At 73.7% G+C, this 18761-nt stretch carries 16 protein-coding genes; 2 read left to right on the top strand and 14 right to left on the bottom strand.

Features of this window, described 5'->3' with window-relative positions; translation table 11 throughout:
* Nucleotides 1-19: 19 nt before the first annotated feature.
* The 11 genes from PV410_RS10330 to PV410_RS10380 form a co-directional block, all read right to left on the bottom strand.
* Nucleotides 20-247 (bottom strand): type A2 lantipeptide, encoded by a 228-nt coding sequence (locus tag PV410_RS10330; protein WP_500323772.1) that lies wholly within the window; start codon nt 245-247, stop codon nt 20-22.
* Between the two features lie 416 nt (nt 248-663).
* On the bottom strand, nt 664-1362 hold the full coding sequence (locus PV410_RS10335) for a TetR family transcriptional regulator (protein WP_500323773.1): 699 nt from the start codon (nt 1360-1362) through the stop codon (nt 664-666).
* Between the two features lie 79 nt (nt 1363-1441).
* Entirely contained in the window at nt 1442-2758 is a 1317-nt protein-coding gene (locus tag PV410_RS10340) for an ABC transporter substrate-binding protein (RefSeq protein WP_500323774.1), read from the bottom strand.
* A gap of 88 nt (nt 2759-2846) precedes the next feature.
* Complete coding sequence (locus PV410_RS10345) at nt 2847-3938, bottom strand: branched-chain amino acid ABC transporter permease (RefSeq protein ID WP_500323775.1); 1092 nt, start codon at nt 3936-3938, stop codon at nt 2847-2849.
* A 7-nt stretch (nt 3939-3945) separates the two neighbouring features.
* A complete protein-coding gene (locus PV410_RS10350) occupies nt 3946-4791 on the bottom strand; it encodes a branched-chain amino acid ABC transporter permease (protein WP_500323776.1) in 846 nt (281 codons plus the stop codon).
* 30 nt (nt 4792-4821) lie between these two features.
* Nucleotides 4822-5538 carry an ABC transporter ATP-binding protein gene (locus tag PV410_RS10355; protein ID WP_500323777.1) on the bottom strand — a complete coding sequence of 239 codons (717 nt, stop codon included), beginning with the start codon at nt 5536-5538 and terminating at the stop codon, nt 4822-4824.
* Nucleotides 5531-6370, bottom strand: a complete 840-nt coding sequence (locus tag PV410_RS10360) for an ABC transporter ATP-binding protein (RefSeq protein ID WP_500323778.1) — start codon at nt 6368-6370, stop codon at nt 5531-5533. The genes PV410_RS10355 and PV410_RS10360 overlap by 8 nt, the downstream gene beginning before the upstream one ends.
* A gap of 259 nt (nt 6371-6629) precedes the next feature.
* Complete coding sequence (locus PV410_RS10365) at nt 6630-8255, bottom strand: sodium/solute symporter (protein ID WP_499515121.1); 1626 nt, start codon at nt 8253-8255, stop codon at nt 6630-6632.
* The gene (locus tag PV410_RS10370) at nt 8252-8620 is read right to left on the bottom strand and encodes a DUF485 domain-containing protein (RefSeq protein WP_500323779.1); all 369 of its coding nucleotides are present in this window, start codon (nt 8618-8620) and stop codon (nt 8252-8254) included. Before PV410_RS10370 ends, PV410_RS10365 begins: the two co-directional genes overlap by 4 nt.
* A gap of 996 nt (nt 8621-9616) precedes the next feature.
* Nucleotides 9617-12115 carry a SpoIIE family protein phosphatase gene (locus PV410_RS10375; RefSeq protein ID WP_500323780.1) on the bottom strand — a complete coding sequence of 833 codons (2499 nt, stop codon included), beginning with the start codon at nt 12113-12115 and terminating at the stop codon, nt 9617-9619.
* A gap of 157 nt (nt 12116-12272) precedes the next feature.
* The gene (locus tag PV410_RS10380) at nt 12273-13310 is read right to left on the bottom strand and encodes a polysaccharide deacetylase family protein (protein WP_500323781.1); all 1038 of its coding nucleotides are present in this window, start codon (nt 13308-13310) and stop codon (nt 12273-12275) included.
* Nucleotides 13311-13508: 198 nt separating this feature from the next.
* Here PV410_RS10380 and PV410_RS10385 point away from each other — a divergent pair, with 198 nt between their 5' ends.
* Nucleotides 13509-14213, top strand: coding sequence for a glycoside hydrolase family 75 protein (locus tag PV410_RS10385; RefSeq protein WP_500323782.1), 705 nt, complete (start codon nt 13509-13511; stop codon nt 14211-14213).
* A gap of 153 nt (nt 14214-14366) precedes the next feature.
* Entirely contained in the window at nt 14367-15767 is a 1401-nt protein-coding gene (gene lpdA, locus PV410_RS10390; RefSeq protein WP_500323783.1) for a dihydrolipoyl dehydrogenase, read from the top strand.
* A 104-nt stretch (nt 15768-15871) separates the two neighbouring features.
* Here lpdA and PV410_RS10395 read toward each other — a convergent pair whose 3' ends face one another.
* From PV410_RS10395 to PV410_RS10405, 3 genes are read right to left on the bottom strand one after another with little or no spacing between them, the layout of a single operon-like run.
* On the bottom strand, nt 15872-16504 hold the full coding sequence (locus PV410_RS10395) for an SRPBCC family protein (RefSeq protein ID WP_500323784.1): 633 nt from the start codon (nt 16502-16504) through the stop codon (nt 15872-15874).
* 14 nt (nt 16505-16518) lie between these two features.
* A complete protein-coding gene (locus tag PV410_RS10400; RefSeq protein ID WP_500323785.1) occupies nt 16519-17631 on the bottom strand; it encodes an XdhC family protein in 1113 nt (370 codons plus the stop codon).
* A complete protein-coding gene (locus PV410_RS10405) occupies nt 17624-18760 on the bottom strand; it encodes a vWA domain-containing protein (RefSeq protein ID WP_500323786.1) in 1137 nt (378 codons plus the stop codon). The genes PV410_RS10400 and PV410_RS10405 overlap by 8 nt, the downstream gene beginning before the upstream one ends.
* Between the last annotated feature and the right edge of the window lies 1 nt (nt 18761).

Genomic DNA, 18761 nt, shown 5'->3' on the forward strand with positions numbered 1-18761 from the left:
ACCCGCGGATCCATCAGTCTCAGAGACCCGCGATCAGGCCGGTGGCCAGGCCGGTCACGGCGCCGGTGTTGACGCCGGAGATGCCCTCGACGGTGCCGACGACACCGGACACGGTGCCGGCGACCGGGGCGATCGACTCGACGGTGCCGGTGGCGTTGGCCACGAGGCCGCCCACGAGACCGCCGGAGACGTTGTCCAGGTCCGCGTCGGAGATCTCGCGGGTCTCAACCTGGGGGGTGAAGTCCATGGGGGGTTTCCCTTCGTGTGAACACATTTCATGTGGCGAATCATCAGGGGGGCAACCTCTTCGCCACGGCACGGGATACAAGCATGGGGGCAGGTGGGACGGCCAATTGGAGATTGCCGCGTTCGAATTTGGTTCGGATCCGCGGCTTCACCGGTGTACCGTATTTCCCACGCCCCGGTGGCAATTCCTTCACAGACGCGCTTCCCGTCGGGGCTGCGGAACCGGGCACTCCGGATCAAACCGTGCGCACCGGCGGGGGATGTCCCGTGCGTACGTGCGGGCGTATGTCGCTCGCGTGTGCGGTGTGCAGATTTACCGAAGGTAATGTTCAGCCCTGCGCTTGAGCCGCTCCGCCGAGCCCGTGACCAGGGCGGATCCACGGCGCGCGGAGCGTCGGGGCCGGTGGCCGGAAGGACTCAGCCGGTGGCGTCGCCGGTGGCGGCCGACAGGCCGAAGTCGCAGAGCCTGCCGATGAGTTCCAGGGCGGTGTCCGTGAGGCCGGCGGCCTCGCGCGGGTCGTCGCAGGCGACGAGTTCCCGTCCGATCTCGGCGATCGTCGTCGTGAGCGAGATCAGCAGGGCGCGGTCGCCCGGCCGCTCCTGCGTGATGCCGAGCAGGGTCGCGTTGTGGCTGATCCAGGTCCGGAGGTTCTGCCGGCCCAGCAGGTCGAAGCCCGGCGGGGTGTCCCCGGTGTAGAAGAGCCTGGCCATCTCCCGCCGCGCCCAGGTGTGCTCCAGGTACGCACGGGTGCCGGTGAGGAAGAGCGCGCGGGGCCGGCTCTCCCCGCTCTCGCGGAGCCGGGCCACCGCGCGGGCCGTGGTGTGGACCTGGGCGGTGCGGAACTCCTCCCACAGGGCCAGGAAGAGGTCCACCTTGCCGTCGAAGTGGTGGTAGAGCCCGCCGACGCTGGCGTCCGCGCGGCGGACCACCTCGGCGATGCCGGCCGCCGCGTACCCCGACTCCCCGAAGACCTCGCGGGCCGCCGTGAGCAGCGCCTGCCGGGTGGTCGCCGCCCGGCCGGGCGGCCGGGCCGGGGCCGGCCCGGACGCCCCACCGGTGGTGGGGAGGTCCGCGGGATCGCCGATGAGCAGCTCGTCACCGCGTCTGTCGCCCATCCCGGGACCTTCCGTCCGTCACGGTCGCGTCGCGCCGTGGACCCACTGCCTGGCGGGGCAGCACACTACCCCTCGCCCCTCAGGACGCCGGGATGCCGTCGGCCGGGGCCTGCGGCTGTGCCGTGGTGTACGGCGTGATGGCGCCCTGCTCGTCGTCCGTCACCAGCGGCGTGCCCTGCAGGGTGACCTCGGTGCTGCCCTTCAGGATGCCGATCTGGACCCCGGTGTAGCCCGCGTGCGAGTCCGCGCTGAACCGGAACGGCACCAGTCCGGGCCCGGTGAAGCCGCCCTTCTCCACGGCCTTCACCAGCGACTCCCGCGTCGGGTTCTCCCCGGCGCCCTGCAGTGCCTGGACGAAGGTGTAGGCCATGGACATCCCGAACTCGACGTTGCCGTCGAAGGGCAGCTTGGGGATGTACTTGTCGTGGACCTCGCGGAACAGCTTGATCCAGCTGTTGGACGTGTCGGTCGTCGGCGGCATGTAGGTGTCGGTGATGATGCCGTTCATCAGCGCGGCGGGGTCGGCCGTGCCGCCCGCCTGCTTCGCGAAGGACTCCAGCAGGCCCGCCAGGGTGGTCGGGTCGGAACCGACGTTGGTCACCACCATCTGCGGGTTGTACTGGAGCTTGAGCGAGGTGAGCTTGAACAGCGCGGTGTACGTCGGGATGGTGAACAGCACCACCACGTCCGCCTTGGACTGGGCGATGGCCGTGACCTGCGGGGCGATGTCGGTGCCGCCGGGCTGGTAGCTCTGCCGGGTGACCACCGACTCCTTGGGGATGTACTGGTCCAGGCCCTCGACGCCGTCCTTGCCGAAGTCGTCGCCCTGGTAGAAGTAGGCGACCTTCTTGCCGGCGAAGTTCTCCTTGATGTACTGGCCGAGGATCTTGCCCTCGACGAGGTAGTCCGGCTGCCAGCCGAAGGTCTGCGGGTGCTTGTCGGGCTCGTCCCAGCAGCGGCAGCCGGAGGAGACGAACAGGTCCGGCACGCGGCGGCTGTTGAGGTAGTCGACCACCTTGGTGTGGGTCGGCGTGCCGAGACCGCCCACCATCGCGAAGATCTTGTCCTCCAGGACGAGTTCCTTGGTGACCTTCACCGTCTGGGTCGGGTTGTACGCGTCGTCCTTGTACTTGAACTCGATCTTCCGGCCGTTGACCCCGCCCTTGGCGTTGACGTGGTCGAAGTACGCCTTCGCGCCCGCCGAGACGTTGCTGTACCCCGGCGCCGCCGGGCCGGTGAGCGGCTGGTGGCTGCCGATGACGATGCTGTCCTTGGTGACGCCCGGCGCGGCGGAACCGCTGCCGGAGCCGTCGGAACAGGCGGTGAGCACCAAGGCCAGCACGGCCAGCGCGGCGCCGCCGCGAAGGCGCAGGCCGTGTCGGTGACTTCTTCTCATGACCCCTCCTGGAACCGAATCGGATTCGGTGGGTGTTGGACGGATTTCAGGTGACGTGCCGGTGGCCGGGGGAACGGGATACCGGCGGTCAGGTACCGGAGCCCCGCGTTCGGAGCCGCCGGACCAGACGGATGAGGGCCCCGTGGATCCCCTGCGGGAACAGGAGCATCGACAGGACGAGGGCGAGGCCGTACAGGGCGAGCGGCAGGTTCGCGTAGAAGCCCCGGGACAGGTGCAGGGCGTCCGCCACGTCGCCCGTCCAGTTGGGCAGCAGGACCAGGAGCACCGAGCCGTACACGGCGCCCGCCAGGCTGCCGAGCCCGCCGAGCACCGCCGCCGTCAGCAGGGACAGGGAGAGCGCCAGCGGGAACGCCCCGGGCGCGGCCAGCGAGCTGACCACCGCGAGGAGCCCGCCGCCCAGCCCCGCGCAGGCCGCGCTGACCACGAAGGCGAGCACCCGCAGGCGCGCCACGTGGATGCCGGCCAGCGCCGCGGAGACCTCGTCGTCCCGGATCGCCCGCCACGACCGGCCGACGCGGCTGCGCCCGAGGTCGGCGAGGAGCACCAGCACGACCACCGCGCACAGCACGCAGACCCAGGCCTGCCAGCGCTCCAGCGGGAAGTACGGGCCCAGTGCCTCGGGCGGCGGGGGCGAGGCCACCACGAGCCCGTTCTCGCCGCCCAGCAGATCGGTCAGATGACGGTAGTTCGCGAGCGCCGGCAGCCCGACGGCCAGGGTGAGGGTCGCGCCCGCGAGGTACGGGCCCTGCAGCCGCGCCGCCGCGGCGCCCACCAGCGCGCCCAGGGCGGCCGTCACCGCCGTGCCCGCCAGCAGCGAGACGGCCAGCGACCACCCCAGTTCGGTGAGGAACAGACCGGTCCCGTAGGCGCCGACCGCCATCAGCGCGCCGTGCCCCAGCGAGATCTGGCCGTTGGTCCCGGTCAGGACGGTCAGCCCGGCGACCGCGCACACATAGGTGGCGACGCCGGCGACCTCCAGGTTCTGGTACGGCGACAGCAGGGCGCTGACGGCGCAGACCACCAGCAGCCCGAGCAGCGCGGGCACCAGGTGCCGCACCGCGGTGCGGTCCATCGGACCCCTCAGCCGGGCGCTCAGGCCGGTCGCGGCCGGGCCCCCGAGCGGGGACCGCAGGTCCTTCGTGTCGGTCGTCTCGGTCATGAGCCCCTCACACCCGTCGCACGGAGGTCCGCGAGAACAGGCCGTTGGGCCTGATCATCAGCACCGTCATCAACACCGCCAGCGCGCCCAGCAGCGCGACCTCGGACCCCAGGTACCCCGAGACGTAGGAGAGGGTGAGCCCGACCACGAGCCCGCCGACCACCGCACCCGGCGGGCTGTCCAGCCCCCCGACGACGGCTGCGGCGAAGCCGAACACCAGTACCGCGTCGAACTGGTTGGGCCCGACGAACGTCGCCGGCGCCACGAGGACCCCGGCGAGCGCCCCGACCGCCCCCGCCAGCGCCCAGCCCAGCGTGAGCACCCGCCCGACCCGCACCCCGAACATCCGGGCCACCTCGGGGGAGAACGCCGCCGCCCGCATCCGCAGCCCCACCGGGGTGACCCGGAAGAGCAGCACGAGCAACGCCATCACCACGAGCACGGCCCCGATGACGAACAGGTCCGAGGGCGACAGCAGCAGCCTCGCACCGCCCACCGTGAAGCCCTTGATGCCGAGCAGCGGCGGGAAGGAGCGCGGCGAGCCGCCCCACACCATCCCGGCCACCGCCTGCAGGAACAGCAGGAGTCCGAGCGTGACGATGACCGCGTTCATCGGCGGCCCGTTCTCGACCGGCCGGACCAGCACCCGTTCCACGACCGCCCCCAGGACGAACCCCGAGGCGAGGGCGGCCAGCAGGCCGAGCCAGTACGAACCGGTCGCGTGGATCACGCCGAGGGCGACGAAGGTCGTGATCATCAGCATGCCGCCCTGGGCGAAGTTGACGATCCGGGTCGCCCGCCAGATGAGCACCAGGGCCAGCGCGACCGCCGCGTAGACGATGCCGCTGCTCACCCCGCCCAGTGTCAGATTGATGAAGTACATTCAGAACCCCAGGTAGGCGTGGCGGAGGTCTTCCGCAGTGGCGAGGCGCGCGGCCGCGTCGGCCGCGACCACCCGCCCCAGGTTCAGCACGACGCCGTGGTCCGCGACGGACAGGGCGCTGCGCGCGTTCTGCTCCACCAGGAGCACGGTGAGCCCCTGCCGCTCCCGCAGGTCCCGCAGGACGGCCAGGATCTGGGCGGTGACCCGGGGCGCGAGCCCCAGCGACGGTTCGTCGAGCAGCAACAGCCGCGGCCGGGTCATCAGCGCCCTGCCGATGGCGAGCATCTGCCGCTCGCCGCCGGAGAGGGTCTCCGCGGGCCGCGCGCGCCGCTCGGCCAGGGCGGGGAAGAGGGCGTAGACCTCCTCCAGGCCGGCGGACTGCAGCGCCCTGCGCTCGCGCCGGCCCCGCCACAGCCCGCCCAGCCGGAGGTTGTCGTGGACGGTCAGCTCGGTGATGACCCCACGGCCCTCGGGTACGTGGGACAGGCCCAGCCGCACGACCTCTTCGACGGGCAGCCGGGAGATGTCGGTGCCGTCGAGCAGGACGCTGCCGGAGCGCGGCCGGACGAGTCCGTTGACCGTGCGCAGCAGCGTGGTCTTGCCGGCGCCGTTGGCCCCGAGCACGGCGGTGATGCTGCCCTGGTCCACGGTGAGGGACACCTCGTCCAGGGCCCGCACCATGCCGTAGGAGACGACGAGTTCGCGGACCTCAAGCACGGGAGGACTCCTCTCGGGACCCGGGTGCCCCCGGCGCGGCGGTGTCGGCAGGCGCCGCGGCCGCTCCCGCGGTGACCTCGTCGCCGAGGTACGCCTCCGTCACCAGCGGGTCGTCGCGCACCTCGTCCGGGGTGCCGTGGGCGATGACCTTGCCGAAGTCCAGGACGAGGACCCGGTCGCAGACCCTCATGACCAGGTCCATGTGGTGCTCGACGAGGATGACCGCCATCCGTTCGCGCAGTCCCGAGATGACCTCGCCCAGGTCGCGCATGCCGTCCTCGGACAGCCCCGAGGCCGGTTCGTCGAGCAGCAGCAGCCGCGGTTCACCGGCGAGCGCCCGGGCGAGCGCCACCTGCTTCTGCACCCCGTAGGGGAGTTCGCCGGGGAGCCGGCCGGCGGCGTCCTCCGCGCCGAGCTCGCGCAGGACGGCCAGCGAACGGTGGCGCAGCAGCCGCTCGTCGCGGTCCGAACGCGGCAGGCCCAGCAGCGCGGAGGTGAAGCCCGCCCGCGCGTGCCGGGTCGCCCCGACCATGACGTTCTCCAGCACGGTCAGCCGGGGGAACAGCCCCAGACCCTGCAGGGTCCTGGCGATGCCGAGCCGGGCCAGCTGGTGCGGCCGGGGCCAGGGCCGTGCCCGGTCCTGCCAGTGCAGCGTCCCGGCGGCCGGGGGTACGAAGCCGCACACCGCGTTGAACAGGGTCGTCTTTCCGGCCCCGTTGGGCCCGATGACGCCGAGCACTTCGCCCGGCCGGACCGACAGGGACACCGCATCGAGCGCGGACAGGCCTCCGAAGGAGACCTCGAGTCCGTCGATGCGCAGGAGGCTTTCCACCAGTCACCCTTCCTTGGGAGTTCGGCGGGGTGGTACGGGACGAGGGGGCGGGGGTCGGGGGAACGGGGGTCGGGGAACGGGGGTCGGGGAACGGGGATCGTGGATCGGATCGCGCGGTCGGCCCGGCCCTCCGGCGGCGGGGCGGCCTGCCGTCCGGGAGGGCTCCTCCCGGCCCGACCGAATCAGAATCGGATTCGGTTCCGACTGAGGGTGACCCCTGTCCGAAGCGCTGACAAGCCCCCGGTGACGGGGAGTTGGACTAGCCGGCGCCCGCCAGCAGCCGTGCCTCGCCCGCCTCGTAGCGCCGCCTGCTCTCGGCGGCCGTCCCGTCGCGGCGCCGCCGGTCGTAGCGGCTGCCGAGCCAGCCGGCGAGGAAGCCGAAGGGGATGGACACCAATCCGGCGGTCTGCAGCGGGAACCAGTGGAAGTCACGGTCCGGGAAGAGCGCCGTGGGGCCGCCGGACACCGCCGTGGAGAACACCGTCAGCAGCAGGACGCACCCTGTGCCGCCGTACAGCGCGGCCAGCAGGCCGGTGCGGCCGAAGCCCCGCCAGAACAACGAGTACGTGAGGGCCGGCGCCACCGCGGAGGCGCCGATCGCCAGCGCGGTCGTCGTCATGACGGCGACGTTCCAGTCCTGGACCAGCGCGGCCAGGGCCACCGCCGCCGCGCCGACACCCACGGCCGCCCAGCGGGCCACCGCCAGTTCGGTGCGCGGGGCGGCCCGTCCGTCGCGCATCGCGTGCCCGAACAGGTCGTGCGCCAGTGACGAGGCCGCGGCGAGGGTAAGTCCCGACACCGACGACAACAGCGTCACGAACACCGTCCCGCAGACGGCGGCGTACAGCAGCGTCTCGCCGATCGACGGCGCGGCCTCCCCGAACGCCCGGGCCAGCATCAGCACCGACGTACGGCCCTCGGGGTCGGCCCCCGTGATCAGCCGGGCGCCGACCATGGCGGCCGCGCCCGCCCCCATGACCGTGCCCAGCAGGCAGAACGTGGTGACCGCGCCGACCGCCCAGGACATCGAGCGGCGCACGGCAGGGGCGTCGGGCGCCGAGTACAGACGCATCGTCACGTGCGGCAGGCAGGCCACCCCGAGGACGACCGTGAGCTGCAGCCCGATGAAGTCGAGCTTCCCCTCGGTGGTCCGCCCCAGCTCCAGGCCCTGCCGCAGGTACGCCTCGCCGGCCCCGCTGCCCGCCTGCGCGGCGCGCAGCAGGGCGTCCGCGCTCCAGCCGAAGCGGCTCATGACGAGCGCGGCGACCACGGCGCTGCTGCCCAGCAGCATCACGATCTTGATGATCTGGATCAGCGCCGTGCCCCGCATCCCGCCCATCGCCGCGTAGACGACCATCAGGGTGCCGATCATGGCGATGGAGACCGTGCGTGCACCGTCGAGGTGGATGTCCAGGATGGCGGTGAGCAGCGAACCCGCCCCCGAAAGCTGCACGATGAGGAACGGCAGGCACGCGGCCAGGGTGACCACGCTGGCGGCGATCCGCACGGACCGGCCGCGCATCGTACGGGCGAGGACGTCGCCCATGGTGAACCGCCCCGCGTTGCGCAGGGGTTCGGCGAGCAGGAACATCAGCACCACCAGCGACATGCCGGTGCTGGTCGCCAGCACGAAGCCGTCGTAGCCGAAGAGCGCGATGATGCCGGTGGTGCTGAGGACGGTCGCGGCGGAGATGTAGTCGCCCGCGATGGCCAGGCCGTTCTTGAACGGGGTGAGGGTGCGGTAGCCCGTGTAGAACTCCGCGAGGTCGTCCCGTTCCGGCCCGGCGAAGACGCTGAGCAGCAGCGTGCAGGTCACCAGGAACGTGAAGAAGAGCAGGACGACGGTCTGCGTCCCCGAGTCGTATGCGGCCGCGAACCGGTTCACCGGGCGGCCCCGTCGGCCGTCTCCCGCTGCCGCACGCGCAGCGCCAGCGGGTCCACCGACCGCCGCGCGCTGCGCTCGTACCAGCGGATCGCCGCGAACGTGACGGCGAGCTGCGACAGCCCCATCAGCGTGCCGAGCGTCAGCTGTCCGGCGACCCTCGTGCCCATCGTGTCCCGCGCGAGCACGGAGAGCAGGAGGAAGGCCAGGAAGTAGCCGAGCGCGGTGAGCGCCGAGACCCGCCGCAGCAGCCGGTAGGCCGAACGCAGCCGCCTGAGCTCGACGGGCCGCACGGGTGGTCGCGGTGGTGGTGCCGGTGCGGGCGGCGGTGGTTGCCGGTGGTGCCAGGTGTCGCCGTAGTACGTCATCGCGCGGTCTCCAAGCGGCTTGCGTGGCGAGGGTGTGCGGGCGCGGTGGGGGGACGGGCAGGTTCGACCGGTACGCCCCTGGGCGTCGGTGCCCCGGGGTGGCCGCACGATACCGACTGGTCGGCATGTCGGGAAGAGGTGCTGCAGGTCACGGTTGGAGCACCAAGCCGACCGGCCCCTCGCGGACCCGCTGCCGGTGCCCGGCCAGGCGGCAACGTGCCTGCGTGCGGGGCGGGTTCGGAGCGATGGTGTGGTGCCCGCGTGAGGGCGCGGGTGCTTCTCGGTGTGGCGGCGCGGGGCCCTGTGCCCGGGCGGGCGAAGGACCGGCGTGACGGGGTTGCCGCGGCTGGGCCGTCGCGCGGACCGGCAGGGGCACCTCGCGGCGCGGGCGCGCGCCCGCCCGTCCGGGCCTGTGTGCCGGAAGCGACTCCCGCCCGGCGCCGTGCTGCCTCAGCGTGGACGGTCGGAGGGGCCCGTGCGACCGCCACGCCGGGGTCCGGGCGTTGCCTTCGCGACACCCGGGCCGCCGGAACTGTTCCTTGCCCCAGCGGAGTTCACGGTGCCGGCCGGCGCGGGCACCGCCTCGCCGGTGGGACCCCGCCGGGCGCGGGAACAGCGCGCGGCGCGGGCGCGCGCCGCCCAGCCAGGGCTGCGCCGCATGTTCGCGCGGACGCAACTGCACCCGGCGAGCCGGGGACTGCTGCACTCGGCAGGCTCCCCACGCTCGTGTCCGGCGCGCGGGCCCACACGGACGGCCTGAGGGGTCCGGGCGAAGGGGCACGCCAGGCGTGGCATCGAGTCCTTTGACCCGCAGCAGAGGCTGCTCGCGCAGGCGGCGACTGCGCGTCACCAGCGTCCCGTGCGCGAGGACCCACGGGATCCGGCCGGCGGCGCCTCGTGGCGGGGACGCGTGCCGTCGCCCCAGGCCGCGTCAGGCGCCGGGCGCAACTGCCGCCCGTGCAACCGGTCCCTCGCGCGCACCCCCGGCAGCTCGCGTCAGCTGCCGCTGCCCGGCTCGACGTGCGGGGGGTGGACGGGGATCTCGCACCACACCTGCTTGCCGCCGCTGAGCGGCATCGTGCCCCAGGCCGCCGACATCGCCTCGACGAGGAGGATGCCGCGGCCGCCGGTGTCGTGCCAGTTGATGATCGCCGGCTTGACCGGCGTCCGCGGCGAGCCGTCGCCCACGGCGATCCGCAGCCGGTCGCCGGTGAGCGTGATGTCCAGGCGGACCTGGCCCTCGGTGTGCACCAGGGCGTTGGTGACCAGCTCGGAGACGACCAGCAGCACCGTGTCGGCCGCCTCGCCGAGCCCCCACGCACGCAGGGTGCGGGCGGTGAACCGGCGGGCGTGCGAGGCGGCGTCGGGGAGCCGCCACACCGTCCAGCTCTCGCGCACGGGCTTGACGGCCATGCCGTCGTAACGCATCAGCAGCAGTGCGATGTCGTCGCTGCGGGTGGCGTTGCTCAGCAGGGCGTCCGCCATGCGGCCCAGGTGGGAGGGGTCGGCCTCGGACAGCTCGCGCGACATCCGCGCGATGCCGTCGTCCATCGGGAGCTCGGCGGACTCGACCAGGCCGTCGGTGGTCAGGGCGAGGACGGTGCCGATCTGCAGCCGCAGCGGGATCAGCGGGAAGTCCGCGTCGTCGACGACGCCCAGCGGGGGCCCGCCGTCGCCCTCCACGGTCAGGGTGGTGCCGTCCGGGAGCCGTAGCACCGGGGGCAGGTGACCGGCGCGCACGCACCAGGCACTGCCCTCCTCCATGTCGATGCTGACGTAGCAGCAGGTTGCGAAGAGGTCGGTCTCCATGCCCATGAGCAGGCGGTTGGCGTGCGACACCACGACGTCGGGGGAGTGGCCCTCCACGGCGTAGGCGCGGATCGCGGTGCGCATCTGGCCCATGAGCGTGGCGGCCCCGGCGTTGTGCCCCTGGACGTCGCCGATGACGAGGGCGACGTGGTGGTCGTGCAGGGGTATGACGTCGTACCAGTCGCCGCCGACCTCCAGCCCGCCGGTCGTCGGCAGGTACCGGGCGATCGCGACCCCGCCCGGAAGCACCGGGAGCCGGCGCGGCAGCAGGGTGCGCTGGAGGGTGCCGACCAGTTCGTGCTCGGCGTCGAAGGCCCGTACGCGGACCAGCGCCTGGCCGACCAGCCCGGCCGCGGCGGTCAGCACGGCGCGTTCGTCCGCGCCGAACTCGTGGGGCTCGTCCCAGCCGATGAGGCAGCAGCCGACGACCCGTCCGGCCGCGGGGAGCGGCAGCACCGCGAGTCCGCCGGGGCCCACCCCGGCCAGCGTGGACTCCAGCGGTGCCCCGGCCGGCCAGAAGGCGACCCGGCCCTCGCGCAGCGCGGTCGCCAGCGTGGGCATGGCCCGGGTCGGTGCGTCCGGCCATTCCGAACGCCATTCGGTGCGCCACACCTCGGGCCACGCGGAGGGGTCCGCAGGGTCGAGGACGGTGACCACCAGCCGGTCGTTCTCCAGTTCGGCGAGCGCGACCCGGTCGGCGTTCAGCGGGCGGCGCAGCGCCGCCACCACCACCGCGCTGACGTCCCGTACCGTCGCGGCGTTGGCCAGGTCGGCGGCGAGTTGCTGCACCCGGCCCACGTCGTTGACCCCGGCGCGCATCCGTGAGGCGTCCCCGACCGTGCCCAGCAGCCGTACGGGGCGGCCGTCCGGGGCGAAGAGCACCCGCCCGCGCAGCCGTAGCCAGCGCAGCTCCCCGGAGGGCCGGCGGATGCGGAACTCCAGCTCGCGGTCGCCGGTGGCCATGTGCCCGGCCTCCACCACCGACATCAGCGCGGGCAGGTCCTCGGGGAGGGTCAGCGCGAGCAGGGTCTCCACCCGGCCGTCGAACCCCGAGGGCTCCAGGCCGAACAGGGCGAGCACGTCGTCGCCCACGTTGATCCAGCCGGTGTCCATGTCGAGGGTGAACCCGGTGCCCCGGGACTCCGCCCCGGCCATCGGGTCGGCGTCGCCGCACGCGTCGCCGGGCGTCGGGCCGGGGTGGCCGATCGCGGTGGCGAACAGTTCGAGGCGCTGCCGGTCCTCCGTGTCGAAGCCGCCGGGCTGGTCCGTGACCGCCACCAGGCAGCCGACGCTCACATGGTCCGCCCGCAGCGGCAGGGCGGTCAGCGAGACCTCCAGCGGCTCCGGGGTCCCGTTCCCCGTCAGCCGGGCGACCTCCGCGGGCCCCGCGGACACCACGCGGTCCTGGCGCACGGAGACGGCCATGGGGGAACCGCCGTCCGTCGCGTAGCTCTGGCGCAGCCCGTGCAGGGCGCGCGGCACCCCGGCCGAGGCGACCAGGCACAACTCCCCGCCGGTCTCCGAGGGTGCGTACACGGCGACGTGGGTCGCACCGGTGAAGACCAGCGCCTGTTCGATGACGGATCGCAGGCGGGCGGACTGGCCAAGGTCGGATCGGAGCGTTTTGAGCGCGAGCTCGGCGGACAGCGCCCGAACTCTGCGTCCTTTCGCGCCGTCGCTGACCACGTGGTCATTACACCGCCTCCGGGGCCCCGGCGCAGCCCGTGTGCAGGGAATCGTCACGGGGTGTGAGAAGAACGCGGGTCGTGTCCTCCGTTTCCCCCATCCTCGACCAGCTCCGCACGCGGGCGCGCCCCGGCGGGGCCGGGCCCGGGCCGTGGATCTAGCGCTGGGGGAAGGTGTAGGTGTAGCCGGCCGCGTCGAGCCGGTCGAGCAGGGTCTCCAGCGCCTGCACGGTCTGGCTGCGGTCGCCGCCGCCGTCGTGCATGAGCACGATGGCGCCCGGCTTCAGTTCGGAGTTCACGGTCGCGAGGATGGCCTCCGCGCCGGGGCGGCGCCAGTCGTCGGAGTCGACGGTCCAGCCGAGCGGGCGCAGTCCGTGGTCGGCGGCGATGGCGCGGATCGCGGGGGAGAAGTCGCCGCCGGGGGCCCGGTAGTACCACAGCGCGGTGTCGCCGGAGCCTGCGGCGCGGGATATCTCGCTCTGGGCGTCGAGTATCTCGTGGCGGTTGTACTCCTGCGACTTGCGGCTCTGCGCCTCGTCGTGGTGGACGGAGTGGTCGCACAGCCGGTGTCCCGCGGCGGCGATCCGCCGCACCAGGTCGGGGTGGGCCCTGGCGTTGGGGCCTATCTCGCAGAAGGTGGCCTTGGCGTGGTGCCGGGCGAGCACGTCCAGGACCTTGGGGGTCCACACCGGGTCCGGGCCGTCGTCGAAGGTGAGGGCCACCGACCTGCCCGGGGCCTCCACGCCGTGCTGGATCGAGCGCGCGGTCACTGACGTGCCATGGGCGGGGGCCTGGACCGCGGTGCCGTGGGCCCCAGTGCCGCCGCGCTGCGGGTCCGCGCCGTGCGCGGGGGCCTGCGACCGGGCGGTCCCCGGGGCGGCGGCGTCGTGGTGCGCGGTCTCGTGGTGCGGGGCGTCGTGGTGCGCGGTGCCCGCCGGGGGGCGGGCCGCGCCCGGCGTGCCGGACGGAGCCCCGGGTGCCGTGGACGGCGTCGCAGCGGGGGCCGACGAGGACGCGGACGGCGCGGAAGGCGAGGCGGGCGCGGAGGGCGAGGCGGCACGGACGGAGGGCGCCGAGGCGGCGCTGCCCGCGGCCTGCATCATGTGCTCCGTGCCGCAGGCGGCGAGCGTGGCTCCGGCGAGCGTCACCGCCGCGACTGCTCCGAGGGCTCGGGTCGCGCGGGTCGTCAGTGCCACGGTGGTACCTCCTGGGGCCGCTGCGTGCATGCCGGGCATGCGGATCAGCCCCCCACCGTAGGCGGCGCGCGGCGGCGTGCCCTCGGTCTTTCGGTCATCTTCGGGTCCTTCGCCGGCGGGACCTTCGTCCTCTTGGCATGGCCCAGACAAGATGCCAAGCTGTGGGTTAGGAAAGTTTCCTAACGGAAGGAGTCCCTCGTGCGCAAGCGCCTCGCACTGGCCACCGCCGGGGCCGGAGCCACCCTGCTGGCCGCCCTCCTCACCCCCGCCGCCGGCGCCGCCGGTACCGCCGGGTCGTCCCCCCGCAGTCCCCAGGAGGGCTCGGTCACGGCCGCCCAGTTACTGGCCAAGGTCAACGGCTGTACGCAGATCTCCAGCGGCAGGTACCGCACCGACGAGGAGACCTCCGCCACCGTCCCGGTCTGCGGTGCCAACGGCGCCGTGTTCTGGAAGGCCGACATGGACATCGACTGCGACGGCCAGGTCACCGCCCGCTGCAACTGGGACACCGACCCCTGGTTCCAGGACGACACGGCCTTCCACCAGTCGGACGGCCGCCCGCTCAACGCCGAGACGCTCCCCTACGTCGTCGTCCCCAGCCCCAGCGGCACCTGGGACTACCGCGGCGCCGGCATCAAGGGCGGCGGCGTGGTGGCCATCGTGTACGGCGGGCAGGTCGAGTACGCCGTCGTCGGCGACACCGGCCCCACCGCGATCATCGGCGAGGCCTCCTACGCCACCGCGCAGGCCCTCGGGATCGACCCCGACCCGGAGACCGGCGGGACGGAGTCCGGCGTGACGTACATCCTCTTCAAGAACTCCTCCGTCGCGCCGATCGAGAGCCACACCAAGGCGGTCTCCGTCGGCGACGCGCTCGCCCGCCAGTTCGTCGCGAACAACTGATCCGCCCAGGACCCGGACGTACGCCGGGCGGCCGACGTGACGCGGCGGACGCCACCCCCGTGTTGCGCGGCCGCCCCCGGCGCGTGATCGTGGGCGACGGGACCGTCCGGCCCGCTCGAGCTTCCGCACCGTGGTCCACACAGGGGTCGCCGCATGAGCACACACGTTGACGTCGTCGTCCTGGGCGCGGGTCCCGGGGGGTACGTCGCCGCCATCCGGGCCGCCCAGCTGGGCCTGCGCACGGCGATCGTCGAGGAGCGCTACTGGGGCGGGGTGTGCCTCAACGTGGGGTGCATCCCCTCCAAGGCCCTGCTGCGCAACGCCGAACTGGCACACATCTTCACCAAGGAGGCCAGGACCTTCGGCATCCGGGTGAACGGCGAGGTCAGCTTCGACTACCGCGAGGCCTTCGCGCGCAGCCGCAAGGTCGCGGACGGCCGGGTCAAGGGCGTCCACTTCCTGATGAAGAAGAACGACATCACGAAGTTCGAGGGCCACGGCACCTTCACCGACGACCACACCCTCCACGTCGCGCTGGGCTCCGGCGGCAGCGAGACCGTCACCTTCGACCACTGCATCATCGCCACCGGCGCGACCACCAGACTGCTCCCCGGCACCTCGCTCAGCGAGCGGGTCGTGACGTACGAGGAGCAGATCATGACGGACACGCTCCCGCGGAGCATCCTCATCGCGGGCGCCGGCGCGATCGGCGTGGAGTTCGCGTACGTCCTGCACAACTACGGGGTGAAGGTGACCCTCGTGGAGTTCCTCGACCGGATCGTGCCGCTGGAGGACGAGGAGGTGTCGGCCGAACTCGCCCGCCAGTACCGCAAGCTGGGCATCGACGTGCTCACCTCGACCCGGGTGGAGGCGATCAACGACGCCGGCGACTCGGTCAAGGTCATGGTGACCACCGGCGGCCAGCGGCAGACGCTCGAGGCGGACAAGGTGCTCCAGGCGATCGGCTTCCAGCCGCGCATCTCCGGCTACGGCCTGGAGCAGACCGGGGTCCGGCTCACCGAGCGCGGTGCCATCGACATCGACGAGTTCTGCCGCACCAGCGTCCCGCACATCTACGCCATCGGCGACGTCACGGCGAAACTGATGCTCGCCCACGCCGCCGAGGCCATGGGCGTGGTCGCCGCCGAGACCATCGCGGAGGCCGAGACCATGTCCCTGGACTACGTGATGATCCCGCGCGTCACCTTCTGCCAGCCGCAGATCGCCAGCTTCGGGTGGACGGAGGCGCAGGTCCGTGAGCGCGGCCTCGACGTGCGCGTGGCCAAGTTCCCCTTCACCGCCAACGGCAAGGCGCACGGCCTCGGCGACGCGAGCGGCTTCGTGAAGCTCATCAGCGACGCGAAGTACGGCGAACTCCTCGGCGGGCACCTGATCGGCCCCGAGGTCACCGAGCTGCTGCCCGAGCTGACGCTCGCCCAGAAGTGGGACCTCACGGCGGCCGAACTGGCCCGCAACGTCCACGGCCACCCCACCCTCAGCGAGGCCGTCCAGGAAGCGCTCCACGGCCTCGCCGGCCACATGATCAACTTCTGAGCCCGCCCGCACCACGGCCAACGCCCTGCTGCCCAACGGCACCGGCTAGGCGTCGGCCGGGCGCCTCGCCCGCATCCGCATCCGCATCCGCATCCGCATCCGCGTCAGCGGCGGCGGCGGCGTAGCAGGAAGACGACGAGCGCACCGACGGCCGCGGCCAGCAGACCGGCTGCCGCGGCGCGTTTGGCGACCGGGGCGCCGGCGATGCGGAGGAGGTCGATGGGTTCGTCCTCGCGGTTCGCCGGTGCGGCAGGCGCGTCCTCGGCGGCGTCCTCGCCCCCGGCAGGGGGCTGCGGGGCGGCCAGCCGGCCGGCGAGGCAGTCGGCGAACTGGCCGATGATGCGGTCGCCGACCTCCGCCATCACGCCGCGCCCGAACTGCGCGGGCCGGCCGGTCACGGCGAGGTCGGTCGTCACCGAGACGACCGTCGCGCCGTCCTTCTCCGCCAGGGTGCCGGTCACCGTCGCCCGCGCCGTGCCCTGGCCGCGGACCTCCTTGCCCCGGGCGGCCAGCACGACGCGGTGCGCGGTCCCGTCCCGCTCCTCGAAGACCGCCGTGCCGCGGTAGGTCACCGTCACCGGGCCCACCTTGACCTTCACCGCGCCCCTCACGGTCTCGCCGTCGTACTCCTCCACCGTCGCGCCCGGCATGCACGGCGCGACGCGCTCGATGTCCAGCAGCGCCCGCCAGGCGTCCGCCACCGGGACGGGGACCTCGAACTCGTGGTGCAGTTCCATTGATCTCCTCCTCGTCACACCGGCCTGAGCACCGGAGGGTGGATCGCGCCGGCCGTGCCCGACAGCGGGGTGCCGCTGCCGCCCCAGCGCAGCGCGATGATCTCGGCGGCGATCGACACGGCGACCTCCTCGGGGGTGCGCGCGCCCAGGTCCAGCCCGATCGGCGAGCGCAGCCGGGTCAGTTCGGCCGGAGCCAGCGTCGTGTCGCGCAGCCGCTTGAGCCGGTCGTCGTGCGTCCGCCGGCTGCCCATGACGCCGATGTACGCGGCCGGGCGGCGCAGCGCGACCTCCAGGAGCGGCACGTCGAACTTGGGGTCGTGGGTGAGGACGCACACCACCGTGCGGTCGTCGGTCTCCGTGCCGCCCAGGTAGCGGTGCGGCCAGTCCACGACGACCTCCACGCCCTCGGGGAAGCGCTTGGGGGTCGCGAACACCGGACGGGCGTCGCAGACGGTCACCCGGTAGCCCAGGAACAGCCCGATCCGCGCCACCGCCGCCGCGAAGTCGATCGCGCCGAACACCAGCATCCGCGGCGGCGGGGCGAAGGACTGCAGGAACACCGTCACGTCGTCCTCGCGCCGTTCGCCGTGCCGCCCGTAGTGGCGCTGCCCGGTCGCGCCCTGGGCCAGCTCACCGCGGGCGTCGTCGGTGACCGCCGCGTCCAGGCCCTCCGCTCCGAGGGTGCCCGCGACCCGGTCCGGCCACACCGTGAGCGTGGCGCCGCGCGGCGCGGGACCGTCCAGCACCGTCGCGGTGACCACGGGGCGGTGCGCGGCGACGGAGGCCGCCACCTCGCCGAAGCCCGGGTCCGTGGCCGGGGACACCGGACGGACCAGCAGGGTGATCTCACCGCCGCAGGTCAGGCCGACCTCGAAGGCGTCGGCGTCGCTGTAGCCGAAGGTGTGCAGCCGGGCCTCGCCCGACTCGACGACCTCCTTGGCCAGTTCGAAGACCGCGCCCTCCACGCAGCCCCCGGAGACGCTGCCGACGACCTCGTCGTCCGGTCCCACCGCCATGGCCGCGCCCGGTCCGCGCGGCGCGCTGCGGCTCACCGCCACGACCGTGGCCAGCCCGAAGGGGGTTCCCGAGGCGTACCAGTCGTTCAGCGCCGGAAGGATCTCACGCACCGTCGGCTCCTCTCACCACGGCGGCCAGACGTTCCAGCGCGCCCAGACTGTGCCCCTCCACGAAGGCGTCGACGCTCGGCAGCGCCGCCGCCATCCCCGCCGCCAGCGGCGCGTACCCGGGCCTGGCCTTGCGCGGGTTGGCCCACACCACGCGGTGCGCCAGCCGTGCCAGCCGCTGCATCTGCGCGGCCAGCAGGTCGGGGTCGCCGCGCTCCCAGCCGTCCGACAGCAGCACGACGACCGCGCCGCGCGCCGTACCCCGTGCCCCCCAGCGGTCCAGGAACGCCCGCAGCGTCTCCCCGAGCCGGGTCCCGCCGCTCCAGTCGGGCACCGCCGCCCCGACAGCGGCCATCGCGGCGTCCGGGTCCCGGCGCGCCATCTCGCGGGTGACCCGGGTGAGCCGGGTGCCGAGGGTGAAGACCTCGGTGGGCGTGCGGCCGCGCGAACCGTGCGCGGCGGCGTGCGCGAACCGCAGCAGCGCGTCCGCGTACGGGGCCATCGACCCGCTGACGTCCAGCAGCAGCACCACCCGGCGCGGCTTGCGGGCCGGGGCCCGCCGCGGGAGCGCGGCAGGCTCGCCGCCCCGGCGCAGCAACTCCCGTACGGTACGCCGCGGATCCACGTCCCCGCGGCGCGCCGGACGGCGCCGGGGGGTACGGCGCGGTTCGCCGTCCAGGGCGAACACCGCCAGCAGCCGGTGCAGTTGGGCCCGCTCCGGTGCGGTCATGGCGGCGACGTCACGGTGCCGCAGCACCTCCGTCGCGCTGGCGAGCGCGGTCGCGGTGGGCCCGTCACCCGCCTCCTCACCGGTGGTGCGGTCCCCGGGCACGGCACGCGGCACCGCCGGCGGGCGCACCGGGCGGACCGCCGGCCGCACCCGGCGGTGCGGCGGCCGCCCGCCGTCGAAGAAGGCCGCGAAGACCCGGTCGTAGCGCTCCAGGTCGTCCGGGCCGCCGCAGAGCGTCAGCCGTCCCGCCCAGTACACGTCGCGGCGCCGCGACGGGTCGAGCCGGCCGAGCGCGGCCAGGAACGCCGCCACCCGGTCCGGGCCGGCCGGCACCCCGGCGGCCCGCAGGGCGCGCGCGAAGCCCACCACCCCCGCCGTGCCGTCCGCCGTGACCGTGCGCATG

This window comes from Streptomyces sp. PA03-5A (assembly GCF_033792725.1).
GTDB lineage: Bacteria > Actinomycetota > Actinomycetes > Streptomycetales > Streptomycetaceae > Actinacidiphila.

Coding starts and splice junctions, on each gene's coding strand:
- PV410_RS10405 (WP_500323786.1), bottom strand. CDS start 18,760: ATGCGCACGGTCACGGCGGACGGCACGGCGGGGGTGGTGGGCTTCGCG.
- lpdA (WP_500323783.1), top strand. CDS start 14,367: ATGAGCACACACGTTGACGTCGTCGTCCTGGGCGCGGGTCCCGGGGGG.
- PV410_RS10335 (WP_500323773.1), bottom strand. CDS start 1,362: ATGGGCGACAGACGCGGTGACGAGCTGCTCATCGGCGATCCCGCGGAC.
- PV410_RS10345 (WP_500323775.1), bottom strand. CDS start 3,938: ATGACCGAGACGACCGACACGAAGGACCTGCGGTCCCCGCTCGGGGGC.
- PV410_RS10330 (WP_500323772.1), bottom strand. CDS start 247: ATGGACTTCACCCCCCAGGTTGAGACCCGCGAGATCTCCGACGCGGAC.
- PV410_RS10340 (WP_500323774.1), bottom strand. CDS start 2,758: ATGAGAAGAAGTCACCGACACGGCCTGCGCCTTCGCGGCGGCGCCGCG.
- PV410_RS10370 (WP_500323779.1), bottom strand. CDS start 8,620: ATGACGTACTACGGCGACACCTGGCACCACCGGCAACCACCGCCGCCC.
- PV410_RS10395 (WP_500323784.1), bottom strand. CDS start 16,504: ATGGAACTGCACCACGAGTTCGAGGTCCCCGTCCCGGTGGCGGACGCC.